The organism is Flavonifractor sp. (assembly GCF_019422385.1).
GTDB lineage: Bacteria > Bacillota > Clostridia > Oscillospirales > Oscillospiraceae > Flavonifractor > Flavonifractor avistercoris.
In genome coordinates this window covers 1-15877 of the sequence record NZ_JAHZDL010000059.1, presented here as the reverse complement: position 1 = coordinate 15877, position 15877 = coordinate 1, and the positions used below count along the sequence as shown (strand labels likewise).

The window sequence follows — 15877 nt, the reverse complement described above, 5'->3', positions numbered from 1 at the left end:
GAGCGCCACCTTGCCAAGGTGGAGGTAGCGAGTTCGAGCCTCGTCACCTGCTCCATACAAATGATAACAGGAGCAAGCGCCTTGCTCCTGTTATCCATAGGGCGACATAGCCAAGTGGTAAGGCAGAGCTCTGCAAAAGCTCCACCCCCAGTTCGAGTCTGGGTGTCGCCTCCAAAAAGGAAGGCATGACCTCTGGTCATGCCTTCCTTTTTTGTGTGTGCCATCGGCTTCTATTGGCCCATCCGGCGAAGAGTGCTTTCGTACGTGCAGAGAGTGTCAAAGGCGGGTCGGCACGGCAAGGAGGCACCGGCCCGCCGCAGAGGGGGTATTGATTTTCAGGCAGCCGGGACTGGTAATTTGACCGCTGGCATGGTATGATGAAGGCGGTATATTCCACCACAGTCAGGAGGCCCAGCCCTTGAACTATCAAATCCTATTCTGCGATCTGGACGGAACGCTCCTCCGGTCGGACAAGGCTCTCGCTCCCGCCACCCGGGCGGCTCTGGAACGGGCAGTCCGGCAGGGGGTGGAGTTTGTCCCCGCCACCGGGCGGTTTTTCAGCGGCATGCCCGCCGTGGTGCGGGAGCTGCCCTTTCTCCGCTATGCCGTGCTGATGAACGGCGCGCTGGTGTATGACCGGCTGGAGGACAGGGCCCTCCGCCGGGCGGAGCTGGCGCCGGAGACCGCTGTGCGCGTCATGGAACGGCTGCAGGACTTCCGCGGCACCCTGGACTGCTACATGGAGGACAGCCAGGGCTGGATGGAGGCCAGGTATCTGCAAGAGCTGGAGCACTGGATCCTGGATCCCCCCGCCCGGGAGATCGTCCGCGCCTCCCGCAGGCCCATGGAGGATCTGCCCGGCTACATCCGCCGCCGGGGAAGGCCGGTGCAGAAGATCCAGAGCTACTTCCGGGATCCGGCGGTTCAGCGGGAGGTGCTGGATACCCTGCCGGCGGAGTTCCCGGAGATCACCGTGGCCTGCTCCCTGCCCGGCAACGTGGAGATCACCCACCGGGATGCCACCAAGGGGGCGGCCCTGGAGTTCCTGTGCGGGCATCTGGGCATCCCCGCCGCGCAGGCCGTGGCCTTCGGGGACGAGCGCAACGACTGCTCCATGCTGCGCGCGGCGGGGCTGGGGGTGGCCATGGGTAACGCCGCCCCGGAGGCCAGGGCCGCCGCCGATGTGGTGACTGCCTCCAACGACGAGGACGGGGTGGCGCAGATGCTTCTCCGGCTGCTGGAGGGGGAGGCGCTGTGAGCGAGCCCTGGTATCTCCGCCAGCTGGACAAGGAGGGCCAGGCCGCCTACCACGCCATGAAAACCGGCCTGGCGGAGCTGCGCCCCGCCTTCCCCGTCCCCCGGCTGGAGGGAAAGGCCCTGGGGGACGTGCTGGCCCGGCTGCGGCTGGACTGTCCGGAGCTCTTCTACGTCACCGGCTTCTCCTGCCGGGTGCACCCGGCGGCCGCCACGGTGGAGTTTCTCCCCCAGTACCTCTTTGACAAGGGGAAGATCCGGGACCACCAGAGGGCCCTGGCCGCCCGCATGGACCGGCTGTGCCGCCCGGTTCTGGACAAGGGTGAGGCGGAAAGGGAACAGTATGTCCACGACTTCATCTGCCGGAACGTCCGCTATGACAAGCTGAAAAAGCCCTACTCCCACGAGATCCTGGGCCCGCTGGGCCAGGGGGTGGGGGTGTGCGAGGGCATCGCCAAGTCGGTGAAGGCCCTGTGCGACCGGCTGGGCCTGTGGTGCATCGTGGCCCTGGCGGAGAACAACCCGGAGAAGGGGATCAAGTACCGCCACGCCTGGAATGTGGTGCGGCTGGGCGGTCAGTACTACCACCTGGACGCCACCTTCGACAATTCTCTGGGCGGGGACGGGCTGGTGCGCTATGACTACTTCAATCTGGACGACAGGCGGCTCTTCCGGGATCACGAGGCCCTGGTCTACCCTGTGCCGCCCTGTGCCGACGGGAACCGCTTTTATTATAAGGAGGCGGGGCGGTCCTTCACCAAGGTGGAGGACGCGGCCAGGCGGGCCGCCCAGGCCATCCGGAAGAAGCAGCCCCTGGTGTTCCACTGGCGGGGCGGCCCCCTGACCCGGGAGGTGCTGGGGGAGCTGGCCGCCGCCCTGGAGGAAGCCGCCGGGGCGAAGGGGCGGCACGCCGCCATCCGTCTGAACTGGCCCCAGGCGGTGCTGGAGGTCCGCTTTCCGGAGGCCCCGCCGGCGGATACCTGCGTGGCCCAGGAGGCCAACGAGGGGGAGGCATTGGAGTGAAGCTGGAGGAATATCTGCCCTTCTGGGATAAGCTGGCCGGGGCGCAGCAGAGGCGCCTGACCGGCAGCGCCGCCCTTCGGCACTTCGACCGGGGGGCCATGGTCTATGGCGGCGGGGCGGAGTGCGCCGGACTGATCCTGCCGGTGGAGGGCCAGCTGCGGGCCTACATGCTCACCGACGAGGGGCGGGAGCTCACCCTCTACCGCCTCTTTCCCCGGGATATGTGCCTGTTCTCCGCCTCCTGCGTGCTGCGGGGGATCCAATTCGACGTGCTGGTGGAGGCGGAGCGGGACACGGTTGCCCTCTTTCTCCCGGCCCAGGTGTACCAGGGCCTGATGGAGGAGAGCGCGGCGGTGGCCAACTTCACCAACGAGCTCATGGCCGACCGGTTCTCCGAGGTCATGCGGCGGATGGATCAGCTGCTGAGCAAGAAGCTGGACGTGCGCCTGGCCGCCCTGCTGGTGGAGGAGAGCCGCCTGGCGGAGTCCTCCACCCTCCGCCTCACCCACGACCGGCTGGCCCGGCACCTGGGCTCCGCCCGGGAGGTGGTCACCCGCCTGCTCAAGGACTTCCAGGCCGACGGGCTGGTGAGGCTGAGCCGGGGCGGGATAGAGCTGCTGGATCTCCCCCGGCTGGAGACCCTGGCGGCGGAGCTAGGGCTTGTTTGAAAATTGGCGATGTGTCCAGCGGCGAGGGATTTTGGGCCGCTGGCAAGCAATTTTTTCGCAGGAATCCTGACGGATTTCAAGGAAAAATTGCGCCGTCCAGGGGGCAAAAGGCCCGCCGATTGGGCATGTTGACATGTTTCAAACAAGCCCTAGGGTGATTTTGTCACAGAAATCCGGTCCCCTGTGTGGTATCCTCTGTGCATACAAGAAAACCTGCATGGGAAAGGAGCCTGTATCATGGGACTGTTTGATTGGTTCGCCCGCCGGCCCGGACTGGCCGAGGGCCTGGAGACCTGGAAGAGCACGCCGGGGGCAGTCCTGCTGGACGTGCGCACGCCGGAGGAGTACCGGGCTGGGCACATCCCCGGCGCCCAAAACCTGCCCCTGGACCGGCTGAGCGCCGCCTCGGCGCCCGCCGGAGCCCCCCTGTTCGTCTACTGTCACAGCGGCGCCCGCAGCGCCCAGGCCCGGAGAATCCTGGAGCGGGCGGGCCGCACCGTCACCGATCTGGGCGGCCTGATGGGCTACCGCGGGCCGCTGGAAGCATAAGGAGGAAACGGATATGAAGGTTGTCATCATCGGCGGCGTAGCCGGCGGGGCCACCGCTGCGGCCCGCCTGCGCCGCCTGGACGAGGGGGCGGAGATCGTCATCCTGGAGCGCACCGGCTACGTGTCCTACGCCAACTGCGGCCTGCCCTACTTCGTGGGCGGGGTGATCACCGACCGGGATGATCTGACCCTCCAGACCCCCGAGGGCTTCCGCCGCCGGTTCGGCATCGACGTGCGGGTGGGCCATGAGGCCCTGGAGCTCCACCCGGCGGAGCACACGGTGGAGGTGCGCAATCTGGCCGACGGCAGCACCTACACCGAGACCTACGACAAGCTGATCCTCTCCCTCGGCGCCCGGCCCGTCAAGCCCGGCCTGCCCGGGGAGGACGACCCCCGGGTGTTCACCCTGCGCACCGTGGAGGACACCTTCCGCATCCGGGACTATCTGGATACCCACCCGGTCCGCCGGGCCGTGGTGGTGGGCGGCGGTTTCATCGGCCTGGAGGCGGCGGAGAACCTGCTCCACGCCGGGGTGGCCACCACCCTGCTCCAGAAGGGGGACCAGGTGCTGCCCCCTCTGGACCCCGACATGGCGGCGGAGGTGCACGCCTACCTCCGGGGCTGCGGGGTGGATCTCCGCCTGGGCGCCCACGTCACCGGCTTTGTGCCGGAGGGGGACGGCCTGTCCGTTACCCTGGAGGGCGGGGAGCGTGTCCCCGCCGACCTGGTGCTGCTGGGCATCGGGGTGATGCCCGAGTCGGAGCTGGCCCGGAGCGCCGGGCTGACCCTGGGCGTCAAGGGTGCCATCGCGGTGGATGAGCATATGCACACCAGCTGCCCCGACATCTACGCCGTGGGCGACGCGGTGGAGGTGCGCCACTTTGTGTCCGGGGCGAAAAGCCACATCGCCCTGGCCGGCCCGGCCAACAAGCAGGGCCGCATCGCCGCCGACCACATCTGCGGCATCCCCAGCACCTTTACCGGCTCCCAGGGCACGTCGGTGATCAAGCTCTTTGACATGACCGCGGCCTCCACCGGCCTGAATGAAAAGACGGCCCGCGCCGCCGGGGTGGACTACGGCAAGGCCATCACCTACTCCGCCTCCCACGCCACCTACTACCCCGGCGCCCACAACATGACCGTCAAGACCCTCTACGACCCCGCCACCGGCCGCATCCTGGGGGCTCAGATCGTGGGCTTCGACGGGGTGGACAAGCGGATGGACGTGCTGGCCACCGCCATCCGGGCGGGTCTCACCGCCGCCGACCTCACCGAGCTGGATCTGGCCTACGCGCCCCCCTACGGCTCCGCCAAGGATCCGGTGAACATGGCGGGCTATGTGATCGAGAACCTCCGCGCCGGCCGGGTGGAGCAACACCACTGGGACGAGGTGGCCGGCCTGCCCGCCGACGGGTCGGTGGTGCTCCTGGACGTACGCACCCCCGGCGAGGTGAAAAAGCAGGGCCTGCTCCGCCCCGACGCGGTACACATCCCCCTGGACGAGCTGCGGGGCCGGCTGGGGGAGCTGGATCCGTCCAAGAAGATCTATGTCAACTGCTTCAGCGGCCTGCGCAGCTACCTGGCCTGCCGCATCCTGAGCCAGCACGGCTACCGCTGCTCCAACCTGGCCGGGGGCTGGCGGTTCTGGTCCTACAACGCCACCGACCGCGCCCACGACGCCGCGCCCACCCACCTGTGCGGCATCCCCACCGGCCAGGGGAAGTGACCGACCCCTTCTGACACAGAAAGCGCCCCGCAGGGTGTTTCGGAGCGCAACCGCCGCAAAGCAGCGGCACTTGGCGCGGAGATGAACCGTCAGGGTTTCCTTTCGTGTTGGATCAAACAACTTTTTGAAACTTTTTTGAAGCTTTAAAAAGTTCAGCAGCCTGCGCCGTCCATGGGCGGCGCGGACTGGAGCCTGTCGAAAAAGTCCAGCGGGAGCTGGGCTTTTTCATATATATGAGATAAAATAAGGAGGAGGGAGTGAAAAGAGATGCTGGAACGAGGGAAAAGGATGGGGATGTGATAGAGATTGTAGGGATAGACAAACTGGTGCCAGCGGATCACTTGCTGCGGAAGATAGAGGCGGCGGTAGATTTCAACCGGCTGTATGAAATGGGGAGCCGCTGTATTGTGAGGATAATGGCAGGCCGAGCGTAGCCCCTGTAGCGCAGGCTTGGCTTGCCGCCATGGTCATCTCCTCCTTCCACTCTTGAATGACAAATTGGGCGGCACAGCGGCCGTCCAATTTCAGTCAAATTCAGTCCTCAAAGTCCGGTATGAGTTCCAGTTGCTCATACTCCGCGTCGCTGATGCCCCGCAGCTTCTCCAAGACGCTGTCCGTCAGTTCCATCGGCTCTGCCTCGTCTGGGGTATCCCCGCATCTCCTCCAGGTTGGCGATCAGGCCTTCCCTGATGCCGGAGTCGCAGATGCTCATAAGCTCCTGTTCCTCATAGGTGCAGAGCTTCTTTTCTTAGAGGGCTTGCAGGCAGTCCGCTCCCCGGAGAGGGTGAGGCCGCCGCAGTCCAGTTCCACCGTGTAGAAGGGCTCCGGCTAGAAGGCGGCGATCTCCGTCTCCCGCTTGTCCTTGGCGATGGCAAGCCGTCAGTTCTCTTGCAGGATGGGCAAGTCCTCCAGCCGCCACTTGGCGTAGTCCGGGCCATAGGTAGCGGCGTCTGCCGGCTCCGCCAGGTGCCACTCTCCAGGTATCCGCCCATCCGCTGATTTGCTCCCAGGATGGAGACCAGATTTTGGGCCACCAAGGGTTTCTCGGTGATCACAAGGCGCATGGGTTTCACTTCCTTTTTCAAATCTCTGTTTATGTTATTCTTATTCTTGTATATAATGGAATTGCAAAGAGATGCTGAAATGGTTCATTCAATCTCAGATGTGCAGTCCATTTTGCCCCCCATTTTTGACTGCCATGGCATAGCCAAAACAGCCCTTTTATCGCCCTCAACAAACCACTTTGTCCCCGTAAAATATTTCTGTATATACTTGAGTGCTGTATGGCAGCTTTTGTTCATGCGGAAACCGTGGGAGTGGTCGCTGAAGATTGGCTCATAGATACTCTCCAGAATGAGCCGCACCACCTCCTGTAGCCAATAACACCGGCCAGGAATATTGGATGATGATCGCCAGGTTCAGATCAACCCAGCAGAGCAGAGGCCGTACGTATACGCACCCATGGAGAGCTCTTCCACAACGCCGCAGAAATATTTGTAAAATTAAAAAATTCATCATTCACACTTTTAGAAAATGCAAACACAGTATTCTGTGCAGAGCAAACACAAACAACATTAAATATATCCGATGTAGTTGTTGGGGTACAATACATACTGTCTAGCAATTCTTTCTGACATTGAAACATATTTATCTCCTTTCCATCCCCGGCTTTCGCCGGGGATTTGTTATTGATTGAGTTACTTTACGAATTGAAGAAGATTCTGAAAGAGCACTTCCATTTAGTATCCTTTTGTGCTATAATACATATACTTTGCGGTCTTACTATAGACGGGTTCACAGTCTGCTGATAAATGGCATTGTAAGAACACAACACAAATAATACATTCAGTGGATGATAGACGACACAGCCATTCCCCTGAAGGTGAGATCTTGGAAGCCATTGGGGCAGTAACTTGCGGTGGAAATTCCCCGGTTGAAAAACTTCCGAAAAATCAGGCTTGACCACAGCGCTGCCCACAGGCACGAAAGACTTGCTTTTTCTTTCTCAGCATGGTATCATGCAGAAAAACTGAATATCCGGGTGTAGCGCAGTTGGTAGCGCACGTGATTTGGGAGCGTGAGGCCGGAGTTCGAGCCACACTTCTCCAAAATCCCGGAAAGCTCTGGGACGCTAAGGCCGACGGAGTTTTACCCCTCGCCGGGAACTGGTCAAAAACCGGCGCTGACCCCATATTTGACCACAGTTGGAAAATTTCATAACCGGGTGTAGCGCAGTTGGTAGCGCGCTTGCTTTGGGAGCAAGATGCCGGGAGTTCGAGTCTCCCCACTCGGACCAAAAACCGCCTCAAAACATCGGTTTTGAGGCGGTTTTTATAACTTTTCAGGCAATAATTTATCTGGCGTTTTATATAAATAGAGTCTCAAATGTGGGCAAAGCACTTCTGCTGATTTGTTTTGCATTTTCTCCGTAAAGGAATTTTTGGGCCATCAATCACCATTATTTATTCAAAAAAGAGGCAAAGGAAAACTGCACACTTTTTGAAATATGGGGTCATGACCACCTATTCACGATCAGTTCACGCGCCCGTAGTCTTATCTTTGTTTCTTGCGTCGCAAAATCTGATGGGCCAGTCTGCGCCTCCCAGCCTTGTTCCTCTCAGCGGAGCCGTGTATAATGGCAGTGGAAAACAGTGAAATAAACGAGTAAGGAGCAGTGCCATGCGCATTCTCATGCTGGGCAACAGTTTTATCTTCACCAATAATATGCCCCAGATGCTGGCCAACCTGACCGGAGCGGAGGTGGTCCACCACACCCGGGGCGGGGCGCGGCTGTCGGAACAGCTGAACCCCAACACCAGGCTGGGCAGTCAGACCCAGGCGGCGCTCCAAAACGAGAAGTGGGACTATGTGGTGCTCCAAGAGATGAGCCACGGCCCCATCACCGCCCCCAAGAGTTTCTTCTCCAGCGTGGAGGGGCTCTGCCGGCAGATCCGGGCAAACGGAGCGGTCCCCATTTTGTTCGCTACATGGGCCTATCAAAGGGGCGGGGCCAAGCTGACGGACAAGGGCTGGGACTACGACGAGATGGCCCAAAAGCTGTCCGAGGCCTACCACAAAGCGGCACTGGAAAATAACGCCCTGATCGCCGATGTGGGCCGACGGTTTTACGAGTGGTCCGATCCCCAGGACCTCTATGCTGCCGATGGCGTTCATCCCAGTGAGCTGGGCTCTCATATTGCGGCGGAGACCATTGCGGCAGTGATCCAGCAGCACGAAAAGGAGGCGCAGTAATATGCCAAACACCACAAAGCAGGCTCTGGAGGAATCCCTGAAGCATATGCTGCTGAAAAAGCCCCTGGACAAGATTACCATCCGGGACATCACCGAGGACTGCGGCATCAGCCGCATGGCCTTCTACTACCACTTCCAGGACATCTACGACCTGGTGGAGTGGGCCTGCATCGAGGACGCGTCCAAGGCCCTCCAGGGGAAGAAGACCTACGAGACCTGGCAGGAGGGGCTTTTGCAGATCTTTGAGGCGGTGCTGGAAAACAAGCCCTTCATCCTCAACGCCTACCGCTGTATCAGCCGGGAGCAGATGGAGCGGTTCCTCTACCAGCTGACCTATGGCCTGATCCGGGGCGTGGTGGAAGAGCAGAGCCGGGGGACGGCCATCTCTGAGGAGGATAAGTCCTTTATTGCGGAATTTTACAAGTACAGTTTTGTAGGGGTTATGCTGGACTGGATTCGCCAAGGAATGACCGACGATCCCCAGGTGTTGACGGGAAAGATCAGCGCCGCCATGCGGGGCAGTATCGCCAACGCCATTCGAAATTTTTCGGAAACAGAATAAGAGCCGCTTTACAATCCGGGCCCGATGATCAAAAACTGATCATCGGGCCCGGATTGTAAATGGAAGAAATGTTTCGCGGGGAGTAAAATTAAGCCATCAAATGAATCCAGCCCGCGGAAGCGGCAGGATCGGAAAGGCGGTATCTGATATGGATAAGAAATTGGGAGCGCTGACCGCAGCGGCGGCTGTGGCCGGAGCGGGCGCTGCGGTGGCCCTGGCAAAGAAGGCGTCCGGCGGCAGAAAGACGGCAGAGGATGCCGGGACTGAAACCTGCGCCCCGGCATCCTACCGGAATACAGAGCTGGGAAAACACGAGAAAAACCGCAAGGGCATCTATTACACCAACGGCAACTATGAGGCATTCGCCCGGCCGGAGAAGCCGGAGGGGGTGGAGAACAAGAGCGCCTACATTGTGGGCAGCGGCCTGGCGGCTCTGGCGGCGGCCTGCTTCCTGGTGCGGGACGGGCAGATGCCAGGGGACCGCATCCACATCCTAGAGGCCATGGACGTGGCCGGCGGGGCCTGCGACGGCATTTTCGACCCCAGCCGGGGCTATGTGATGCGGGGTGGCCGGGAGATGGAGGACCACTTCGAGTGTCTGTGGGACCTGTTCCGCTCCATCCCCTCCCTGGAGAAGCCGGGGGCCTCGGTGCTGGACGAGTTTTACTGGCTCAACAAGCACGACCCCAACTACTCCCTGTGCCGGGCCACGGTGGACCGGGGCCGGGACGCCCGCACCGAAGGGAAATTCAACCTGAGCCAGAAGGGCTGCATGGAGATCATGAAGCTCTTTATGACCCCGGACGAGGACCTGTACGACAAGACCATCGAGGACGTCTTTGACGACGAGGTGTTCTCCTCCACCTTCTGGCTGTACTGGCGGACCATGTTTGCCTTTGAGAACTGGCACAGCGCCCTGGAGATGAAGCTCTACTTCCAGCGCTTCATCCACCACATCGCGGGACTCCCCGACTTCAGCGCCTTGAAATTTACCCGGTACAACCAGTACGAGTCCCTGATCCTGCCCATGCAGAAGTACCTGGAGGAGGCCGGGGTGGACTTCCGCTTCGGCACCGAGGTCACCAACGTGATCTTCGACATCCGGGACGGCAGAAAGACGGCCACCGCCATCGAGTGCCGGGTCAACGGCGCGGAGCAGGGCATCGTCCTTACGGAGAACGACCTGGTGTTTGTCACCAACGGCTCCTGCACCGAGGGGACCATCTACGGCGACCAGGACCACGCCCCCAACGGGGACGCGGAGGTGCGCACCAGCGGCTGCTGGAGCTTGTGGAAGAACATCGCCAGGCAGGACCCCGCCTTTGGACGGCCGGAGAAGTTCTGCTCCGACATCTCCAAGACCAACTGGGAATCGGCCACAATCACCACTTTGGACGACAAGATCCTCCCCTACATCACCAACATCTGCAAGCGGGATCCCCGCACCGGGAAGGTGGTCACCGGCGGTATCGTCAGCTGTCAGGACTCCAAGTGGCTGCTGAGCTGGACCATCAACCGCCAGGGGCAGTTCAAGGAGCAGGAGCCGGAGAAGGTGTGCGTCTGGGTGTACGGCCTCTTTACCGACGTACCCGGCAACTATGTGAAAAAGCCCATGAAGGAGTGTACCGGGAAGGAAATCACCCAGGAGTGGCTCTACCACATCGGCGTGCCGGTGGAGCAGATCCCGGACCTGGCTGCCCACAGCGCCGTGTGCGTGCCCACCATGATGCCCTACATCACCGCCTTTTTCATGCCCCGGACCAGGGGAGACCGGCCCGATGTGATCCCCGACGGCTGTGTGAACTTCGCCTTCCTGGGCCAGTTCGCCGACACCCCCCGGGACACCGTGTTCACCACCGAGTACTCCGTGCGCACCGCCATGGAGGCCGTCTACGGCCTGCTGGGGGTGGACCGGGGCGTGCCCGAGGTGTGGGGCAGCGTGTATGACATCCGGGAGCTGCTGCACAGCACCGTCTGCCTGATGGACGGCAGGTCCCCGCTGGAGGTCTCGCTGCCCGGTCCTCTGGAGCTGCTGAAAAAGCCCCTGCTGAAGGCGGTCCGGGGGACCGTCATCGAAAAGGTCCTGCGGGATCAGGACGTGCTTCGGGACGGCATGTGACCGTTGGGTTCTGCCATTCTGCGTCCTGAAAACCGAGGAGACGACCGTTACCCAGAATACTTTCATCCCTAACCGGGGCCTCCTTCTCAAAGATTATCGCCCGTCATGAGATTGAAAACATTGATATAATGACAAATGAAAGAGGATCGTATCGAGTTATGATACGATCCTCCTCTATTTCAGATTCCCCACCCCCAGTATCCCCCGCATCATCTCATACCACTTGGCCGCTGTGTGCCTTGTCACCCCGGCGCCTCGGGCGATGGCCCGGAAGCTGGTCACGTCGGGGTGGAACTTCATGTACGTCCCAAATTGCAAACCTCCGCACAAATCACTTGCCACAGCGCGCAAGCAGTTGTATAATTTTCATTGAAAAGTAGTATGATAAATCTGTAAAGTTTTCAGTGAGGTGTGGCGCTATGGAGATCAAACGGGACCGCTATCTGAACAAGCTCATATCCTTCATGTGGGATGGACAGGTGAAGGTCATCACTGGCATCCGCCGCTGCGGAAAGTCCTACCTCCTCCGCAATCTGTTCCGCACTTATCTGTTGGGGGAGGGCGTTCCGGCAGATCACATTCTCTCCTTTGAGTTGGATCTGACCCGTGATATCCGGTATCGGAATCCGTTAGAGCTTGCAAATCGTGTCCGGGAGATCGTTGAAAATCAGAGGGAGCAATTCTATCTTTTCGTAGACGAGATCCAGATGTCGGACGAAGTGCCGAATCCCTATAACCCGGACGGGAAGAAGATCACCTTCTACGATGCCCTCAACGATTTGAAGTCCCTGCCCAATCTGGACATCTATGTGACCGGAAGCAACTCCCGGATGCTGTCCTCAGACATCCTCACCGAGTTCCGGGGGCGCAGCGACGAGATCCGGGTGCATCCGCTCAGCTTTGCGGAGTATTACTCCGCCGTGGGCGGGGACAAGGAGGACGCTTTTGAAAATTACGCCTTCTACGGCGGAATGCCGCTGATCTTGTCCCGCCCCACTGACGCGGCGAAAATGCAGTACCTGCGTTCTCTCTTTTCCGAAGTTTATTTGAAGGACATTGTGGAGCGCAAGAAAGTCAAACGGGAGGATGTGCTTTCGGATATTCTGGACCTGCTCTGCTCCTCAGTGGGATCGCTGACAAACCCCACCAGGGTGGCGGACACCATCAACTCCAAGCAGAAACGGAGCGGCGAGAATACGGTTTCCCCCAACACTGTGAAAGCGTATATGGATCACTTGGCGGACGCGTTCCTTTTTACTGAGTGCAAGCGCTGGGATGTCAAGGGGAAAAACTATTTCGATTACCCTAACAAATATTACTGTGAGGACATCGGCCTGAGGAATGCCCGCATCGGCTTCCGCCAGCAGGAGATGACCCACATCATGGAGAACATCATTTTCAATGAGCTGATGGTGCGGGAGTGCGCGGTGGACATTGGGGTCGTGTACAGCAACGAGCGAAATGCCAAAGGAAAACTGACCCCGGTAGCACGGGAGATCGACTTCATTGCTGCTTCCGGCGGAAAAAAGACTTATATCCAATCCGCCTATGCTCTTGGGACGGAGGAAAAGTCTGTCACGGAAAACAAACCGCTCTCCCTGACCGGGGACTCTTTTCCGAAGATCATCGTCCGGCACGACATCCGGAAACGTTGGTACGATGACAACGGCGTTCTGAATATTGGAGTCTTGGACTTCCTGCTGGACGATACATTGGTCTGAGCAGCGGATCATCTGGATCACAGGAAGAGGCTGGTATCAAAGTGTGATACCAGCCTCTTCCACATTTTACGCCGCCCGCCCCAGCATCCCCCGCATCATCTCATACCACTTGGCCGCCGTATGCCTTGTCACCCCGGCGCCCCGGGCGATGGCCCGGTAGCTGGTCACGTCGGGGTGGAACTTCATGTACGTCCAGATCTTCTTCTGAGTTTTGGTCAACTTATCCGGCGGGGTGACGCCCCGTGCCTGGTCCCGCAGGGCCTGCCGCTCCGCGTTCATCTGCTGAATCAGCACCTTCAGCTTCGCCTCGCACGCCTCACGGGTATGGGCGTAGACGCATTTGGAGTGCTTGGTGCCGTCCGGCCAGGTGGGGGAGTAGCGTCCCTCAAACAGGTGGTCATTGATCTGAGAGATGCACCCGGTGCCGGGCTTCCGGGTCTTTCTCAACACCGGCCGGAAGTCTTCAGTTGCCCCCTGCTCTGCCTGAACGGATTCCTCCTGTACCTCATTGCCCAGTCCCCGGTCGATCTTGGCCGCCGCCTCGGTCTGCATATCCCCGGTGACGTGGGTGTAGATGTCCAGGGTGGTGGCCGCCGACACATGGCCCAGCATGGCGGAGAGGGTCTTCACATCCATGCCGCTCTCCAGGGACAGGGTGGCGAAAGTATGCCGTAGATCGTGAAATCTGATCCTCTTACACCCGGCCCGCTCCAGAATGATCTGGAGCCGCCGGCGCACTGCTCCAGGCGTCATGGGCACGTCCTCCTTGACCGGCGAGGGGAACATCCACCGGGAGTCCACCGTCTCCCGATACGCCCGCAGCACCTCCACCACGCCGGGCGGCAGGACCAGCCTGCGGATGGAGGCGCGGGTCTTGGGGACGCTCACCTGGAGCCGCCCCTTCACCTCGTAGACCTGCTTGTTCACGGTCAGGGTCCCGGTCTTGAAGTCCAGGTCGTCCCACTGGAGGGCCAGCAGTTCGCCCCGCCGCAGGCCGGTGCACAGATCCAGGAGAAACAGCTCGAAATAACTTTCTGCCTGGGCCTGGATGAGGAACCGCTGGAGCTCCTCCCGGCCCAGAACCTGCATCTCCCGGCCCCGCTTGGGCGGCAGCTTGCAGCCCACCGCCGGGTTGGTGCGGATCAGTTCCTCCTGCGCCGCCTTCTCCAGTGCGGACCGGCAGGCGGCGTGGAGGCCGCGCACCATGGAGTCGGACAGCCCCTTGCCGAACTGCTCCGTGCGGATGAGCCGCCCGCCCGTTTTCATCCGGGCATAGAACTGCTGGAGGTCCTTTTGGGCCAGCTGGTTCAGGGGGATCTTCCCCAGCTCCGGGATGATGTGCTGATAGATCTTTGCCTCGTAGTTGGCCTGGGTGGTGGGACGGATCTGGGGCTTTATATAGTTCTGATACCAGAAGTCCAGCCACTCCCCGAAGGGCATCTCCGACCGGACCTTCTCCGTCTTGGAGCCGGTCATCGTCTCCTGGAGCTGCTTCAGCTTCTCCTGGCACTCCCGTTTCGTTTTGGCCAGGACGTTTTTTGTCCTGGGCAGGCCCTTCTCATCGTAGCCGATGACCACCCGGCCCTCCCAGCGGCCGTCTTTCCGCTGGCGGACGGAGCCCTCCCCCTTTTTACGCCGCTTACCCATGGCGGACACCTCCCTCCGGACCGGCTCTCTGCCACGGTTTCAGGTCTTCCCCCAGGAGATCTTCCAGGAAACCGCCCACGATGTGGCTGGCCTCCTGCTGCATGTCCGGTGTCACATGGGTGTAGGTGTCCAGGGTGAAACTGGCGTTGGTGTGGCCCAGAATGCCGGACAGGGTCTTGGCGTCCACGCCGCTGGTGAGGGCGTGGGTGGCAAAGGTATGCCTTAAATCGTGGAAGCGGATCTCAGGCAGGCCGGCCTCTCTCAAGATCCGCTTCATCCAGTAGTAGGCGGCGCTGGGGCGCACCGGCTTCTCCGGAGCCAGCGGTTCCGGGAAGATCCACTGACTGATGGCGTGCTTTTTCCGCTCTTTCAGCCGCTGGACGGTGCTGGGCGGCAGACGAATGGTCCGCCGGCCCTGGCTGGTCTTCGTCTCGCCGATCTCCAGCTCTCCTGTCTTGGGGACGTTCACCGACCGGAGGATTTTTAGCGTCCCGGCCTTCTCGTCGAAGTCCTGCCACATGAGGCCGCAGATCTCGCCCCGGCGCAGACCGGTGGTCAGTTCCGTGTAGAAGAAGTCCCGCCAGATCTCATTGCGGTCCACCGCCGCCAGGAAGGTGTCCATCTGCTCCTTTGTGAGGATCTGCTTGGGCTTATAGCTGGCCTTGGGCACCACGGCCCCGTCGGTGGGGTTCCGGGCGATCACATGGGCCGCCTCTGCGTCCTTCAGGCACCGGTGGAGCATGGCGTGGATGCGGAGCACCATGGTGTCCGACAGCTCATGACCGTGTTCCGGGTGCCTGCGGACACGGCCCTCGTGTTTCAGCTTTCGATACAGCTTCTGGATGTCCATGCGGGTCACCCGGGAGACGATCTTATCCCCAAGATAGGGTTTGATGTAGCACCGGATGAATTGCTCATAACTCCGCAGGGTGTTGGGCCGCAGGGTGGCCGCGCCGTAGTCCTCCATCCACCGGTCCAGCCATTCCCCCAGGGTCATGCGGCTGTCCTCGGTGAGCTCCACATCCTGAAAGGCCTCCAGGTCCCGGTGGAGCTTGTCCAGCAGTTCCTTCTGGGTCTTTGCCAGGACATACCGGAAGATGGGCTCGCCGTTTTGCTTGTGGCCCACCACGATGCGGCCTTCCCAGCGGCCGTCCTCCCGCTTTCGGACCATGCCGTCGCCGGACGGCCTGCGTTTTGCCATAGGCTATCCCTCCTTGTTTGGGTCGAGCAGACTGCCGTCGTCCTCGTCCAGGGCCTCCAGGATCATGCGTACTCCCAGGCGGAAACCCAGGATGAAGTTCTCCAGGGCCATGGTGCTGCCGATCTCATTCTCCGCGTTGATGAGCCGGAGCAGCA

Annotated in this window: 13 protein-coding genes, 2 tRNA genes and 2 pseudogenes; 12 read left to right on the top strand and 5 right to left on the bottom strand. The window is 60.8% G+C overall.

Features of this window, described 5'->3' with window-relative positions:
• Positions 1 to 100 precede the first annotated feature (100 nt).
• From QZ378_RS08740 to QZ378_RS08710, 7 genes and pseudogenes are all read left to right on the top strand, one after another.
• Positions 101 to 174 (top strand) — tRNA-Cys (locus QZ378_RS08740).
• A gap of 244 nt (positions 175 to 418) precedes the next feature.
• Positions 419 to 1258, top strand: a complete 840-nt coding sequence (locus tag QZ378_RS08735) for a Cof-type HAD-IIB family hydrolase (RefSeq protein ID WP_291257990.1) — start codon at positions 419 to 421, stop codon at positions 1256 to 1258.
• Positions 1255 to 2277, top strand: a complete 1023-nt coding sequence (locus QZ378_RS08730; protein ID WP_291257989.1) for a transglutaminase domain-containing protein — start codon at positions 1255 to 1257, stop codon at positions 2275 to 2277. Before QZ378_RS08735 ends, QZ378_RS08730 begins: the two co-directional genes overlap by 4 nt.
• Positions 2274 to 2945: a Crp/Fnr family transcriptional regulator gene (locus tag QZ378_RS08725; RefSeq protein ID WP_291257988.1), complete on the top strand. Its 672-nt coding sequence runs from the start codon at positions 2274 to 2276 to the stop codon at positions 2943 to 2945. The genes QZ378_RS08730 and QZ378_RS08725 overlap by 4 nt, the downstream gene beginning before the upstream one ends.
• Positions 2946 to 3182: 237 nt before the next feature.
• Positions 3183 to 3494, top strand: coding sequence for a rhodanese-like domain-containing protein (locus tag QZ378_RS08720; protein ID WP_191378688.1), 312 nt, complete (start codon positions 3183 to 3185; stop codon positions 3492 to 3494).
• A gap of 13 nt (positions 3495 to 3507) precedes the next feature.
• Positions 3508 to 5220, top strand: a complete 1713-nt coding sequence (locus QZ378_RS08715; RefSeq protein WP_291257987.1) for an FAD-dependent oxidoreductase — start codon at positions 3508 to 3510, stop codon at positions 5218 to 5220.
• Between the two features lie 296 nt (positions 5221 to 5516).
• Positions 5517 to 5662, top strand: a pseudogene (locus tag QZ378_RS08710) (IS5/IS1182 family transposase); the annotation flags it as partial.
• A gap of 92 nt (positions 5663 to 5754) precedes the next feature.
• Here the strand turns inward: QZ378_RS08710 and QZ378_RS08705 are convergent.
• Positions 5755 to 5932, bottom strand: a pseudogene (locus QZ378_RS08705) (transposon-transfer assisting family protein).
• Between the two features lie 1508 nt (positions 5933 to 7440).
• Between QZ378_RS08705 and QZ378_RS08700 the strand changes: the two are divergent.
• The 4 genes from QZ378_RS08700 to QZ378_RS08685 all read left to right on the top strand — a co-directional run bounded on the left by QZ378_RS08700 (position 7441) and on the right by QZ378_RS08685 (position 11153).
• Positions 7441 to 7516, top strand: a tRNA-Pro gene (locus tag QZ378_RS08700).
• A 383-nt stretch (positions 7517 to 7899) separates the two neighbouring features.
• Positions 7900 to 8472 carry an SGNH/GDSL hydrolase family protein gene (locus tag QZ378_RS08695; protein ID WP_291257986.1) on the top strand — a complete coding sequence of 191 codons (573 nt, stop codon included), beginning with the start codon at positions 7900 to 7902 and terminating at the stop codon, positions 8470 to 8472.
• Between the two features lies 1 nt (position 8473).
• On the top strand, positions 8474 to 9034 hold the full coding sequence (locus QZ378_RS08690; protein WP_195560467.1) for a TetR/AcrR family transcriptional regulator: 561 nt from the start codon (positions 8474 to 8476) through the stop codon (positions 9032 to 9034).
• A 148-nt stretch (positions 9035 to 9182) separates the two neighbouring features.
• Positions 9183 to 11153 carry an oleate hydratase gene (locus tag QZ378_RS08685; RefSeq protein ID WP_291257985.1) on the top strand — a complete coding sequence of 657 codons (1971 nt, stop codon included), beginning with the start codon at positions 9183 to 9185 and terminating at the stop codon, positions 11151 to 11153.
• 174 nt (positions 11154 to 11327) lie between these two features.
• Here QZ378_RS08685 and QZ378_RS08680 read toward each other — a convergent pair whose 3' ends face one another.
• A complete protein-coding gene (locus tag QZ378_RS08680; RefSeq protein WP_172724577.1) occupies positions 11328 to 11471 on the bottom strand; it encodes a hypothetical protein in 144 nt (47 codons plus the stop codon).
• Between the two features lie 101 nt (positions 11472 to 11572).
• Here QZ378_RS08680 and QZ378_RS08675 point away from each other — a divergent pair, with 101 nt between their 5' ends.
• Positions 11573 to 12874 carry an ATP-binding protein gene (locus QZ378_RS08675; RefSeq protein WP_291257984.1) on the top strand — a complete coding sequence of 434 codons (1302 nt, stop codon included), beginning with the start codon at positions 11573 to 11575 and terminating at the stop codon, positions 12872 to 12874.
• Positions 12875 to 12940: 66 nt separating this feature from the next.
• On the opposite strand, the gene QZ378_RS08670 is transcribed toward QZ378_RS08675, so the two are convergent.
• The 3 genes from QZ378_RS08670 to QZ378_RS12985 are packed head-to-tail and all read right to left on the bottom strand — an operon-like array spanning position 12941 to position 15863.
• Entirely contained in the window at positions 12941 to 14521 is a 1581-nt protein-coding gene (locus tag QZ378_RS08670) for a site-specific integrase (protein ID WP_291257983.1), read from the bottom strand.
• A complete protein-coding gene (locus QZ378_RS08665) occupies positions 14514 to 15722 on the bottom strand; it encodes a site-specific integrase (RefSeq protein WP_291257982.1) in 1209 nt (402 codons plus the stop codon). The genes QZ378_RS08670 and QZ378_RS08665 overlap by 8 nt, the downstream gene beginning before the upstream one ends.
• 3 nt (positions 15723 to 15725) lie before the next feature.
• Positions 15726 to 15863 carry a DUF6809 family protein gene (locus tag QZ378_RS12985; RefSeq protein ID WP_366935182.1) on the bottom strand — a complete coding sequence of 46 codons (138 nt, stop codon included), beginning with the start codon at positions 15861 to 15863 and terminating at the stop codon, positions 15726 to 15728.
• Positions 15864 to 15877: the final 14 nt, after the last annotated feature.

Coding starts and splice junctions, on each gene's coding strand:
- QZ378_RS08675 (WP_291257984.1), top strand. CDS start 11,573: ATGGAGATCAAACGGGACCGCTATCTGAACAAGCTCATATCCTTCATG.
- QZ378_RS08665 (WP_291257982.1), bottom strand. CDS start 15,722: ATGGCAAAACGCAGGCCGTCCGGCGACGGCATGGTCCGAAAGCGGGAG.
- QZ378_RS08670 (WP_291257983.1), bottom strand. CDS start 14,521: ATGGGTAAGCGGCGTAAAAAGGGGGAGGGCTCCGTCCGCCAGCGGAAA.
- QZ378_RS08690 (WP_195560467.1), top strand. CDS start 8,474: ATGCCAAACACCACAAAGCAGGCTCTGGAGGAATCCCTGAAGCATATG.
- QZ378_RS08720 (WP_191378688.1), top strand. CDS start 3,183: ATGGGACTGTTTGATTGGTTCGCCCGCCGGCCCGGACTGGCCGAGGGC.
- QZ378_RS08695 (WP_291257986.1), top strand. CDS start 7,900: ATGCGCATTCTCATGCTGGGCAACAGTTTTATCTTCACCAATAATATG.
- QZ378_RS08715 (WP_291257987.1), top strand. CDS start 3,508: ATGAAGGTTGTCATCATCGGCGGCGTAGCCGGCGGGGCCACCGCTGCG.
- QZ378_RS08685 (WP_291257985.1), top strand. CDS start 9,183: ATGGATAAGAAATTGGGAGCGCTGACCGCAGCGGCGGCTGTGGCCGGA.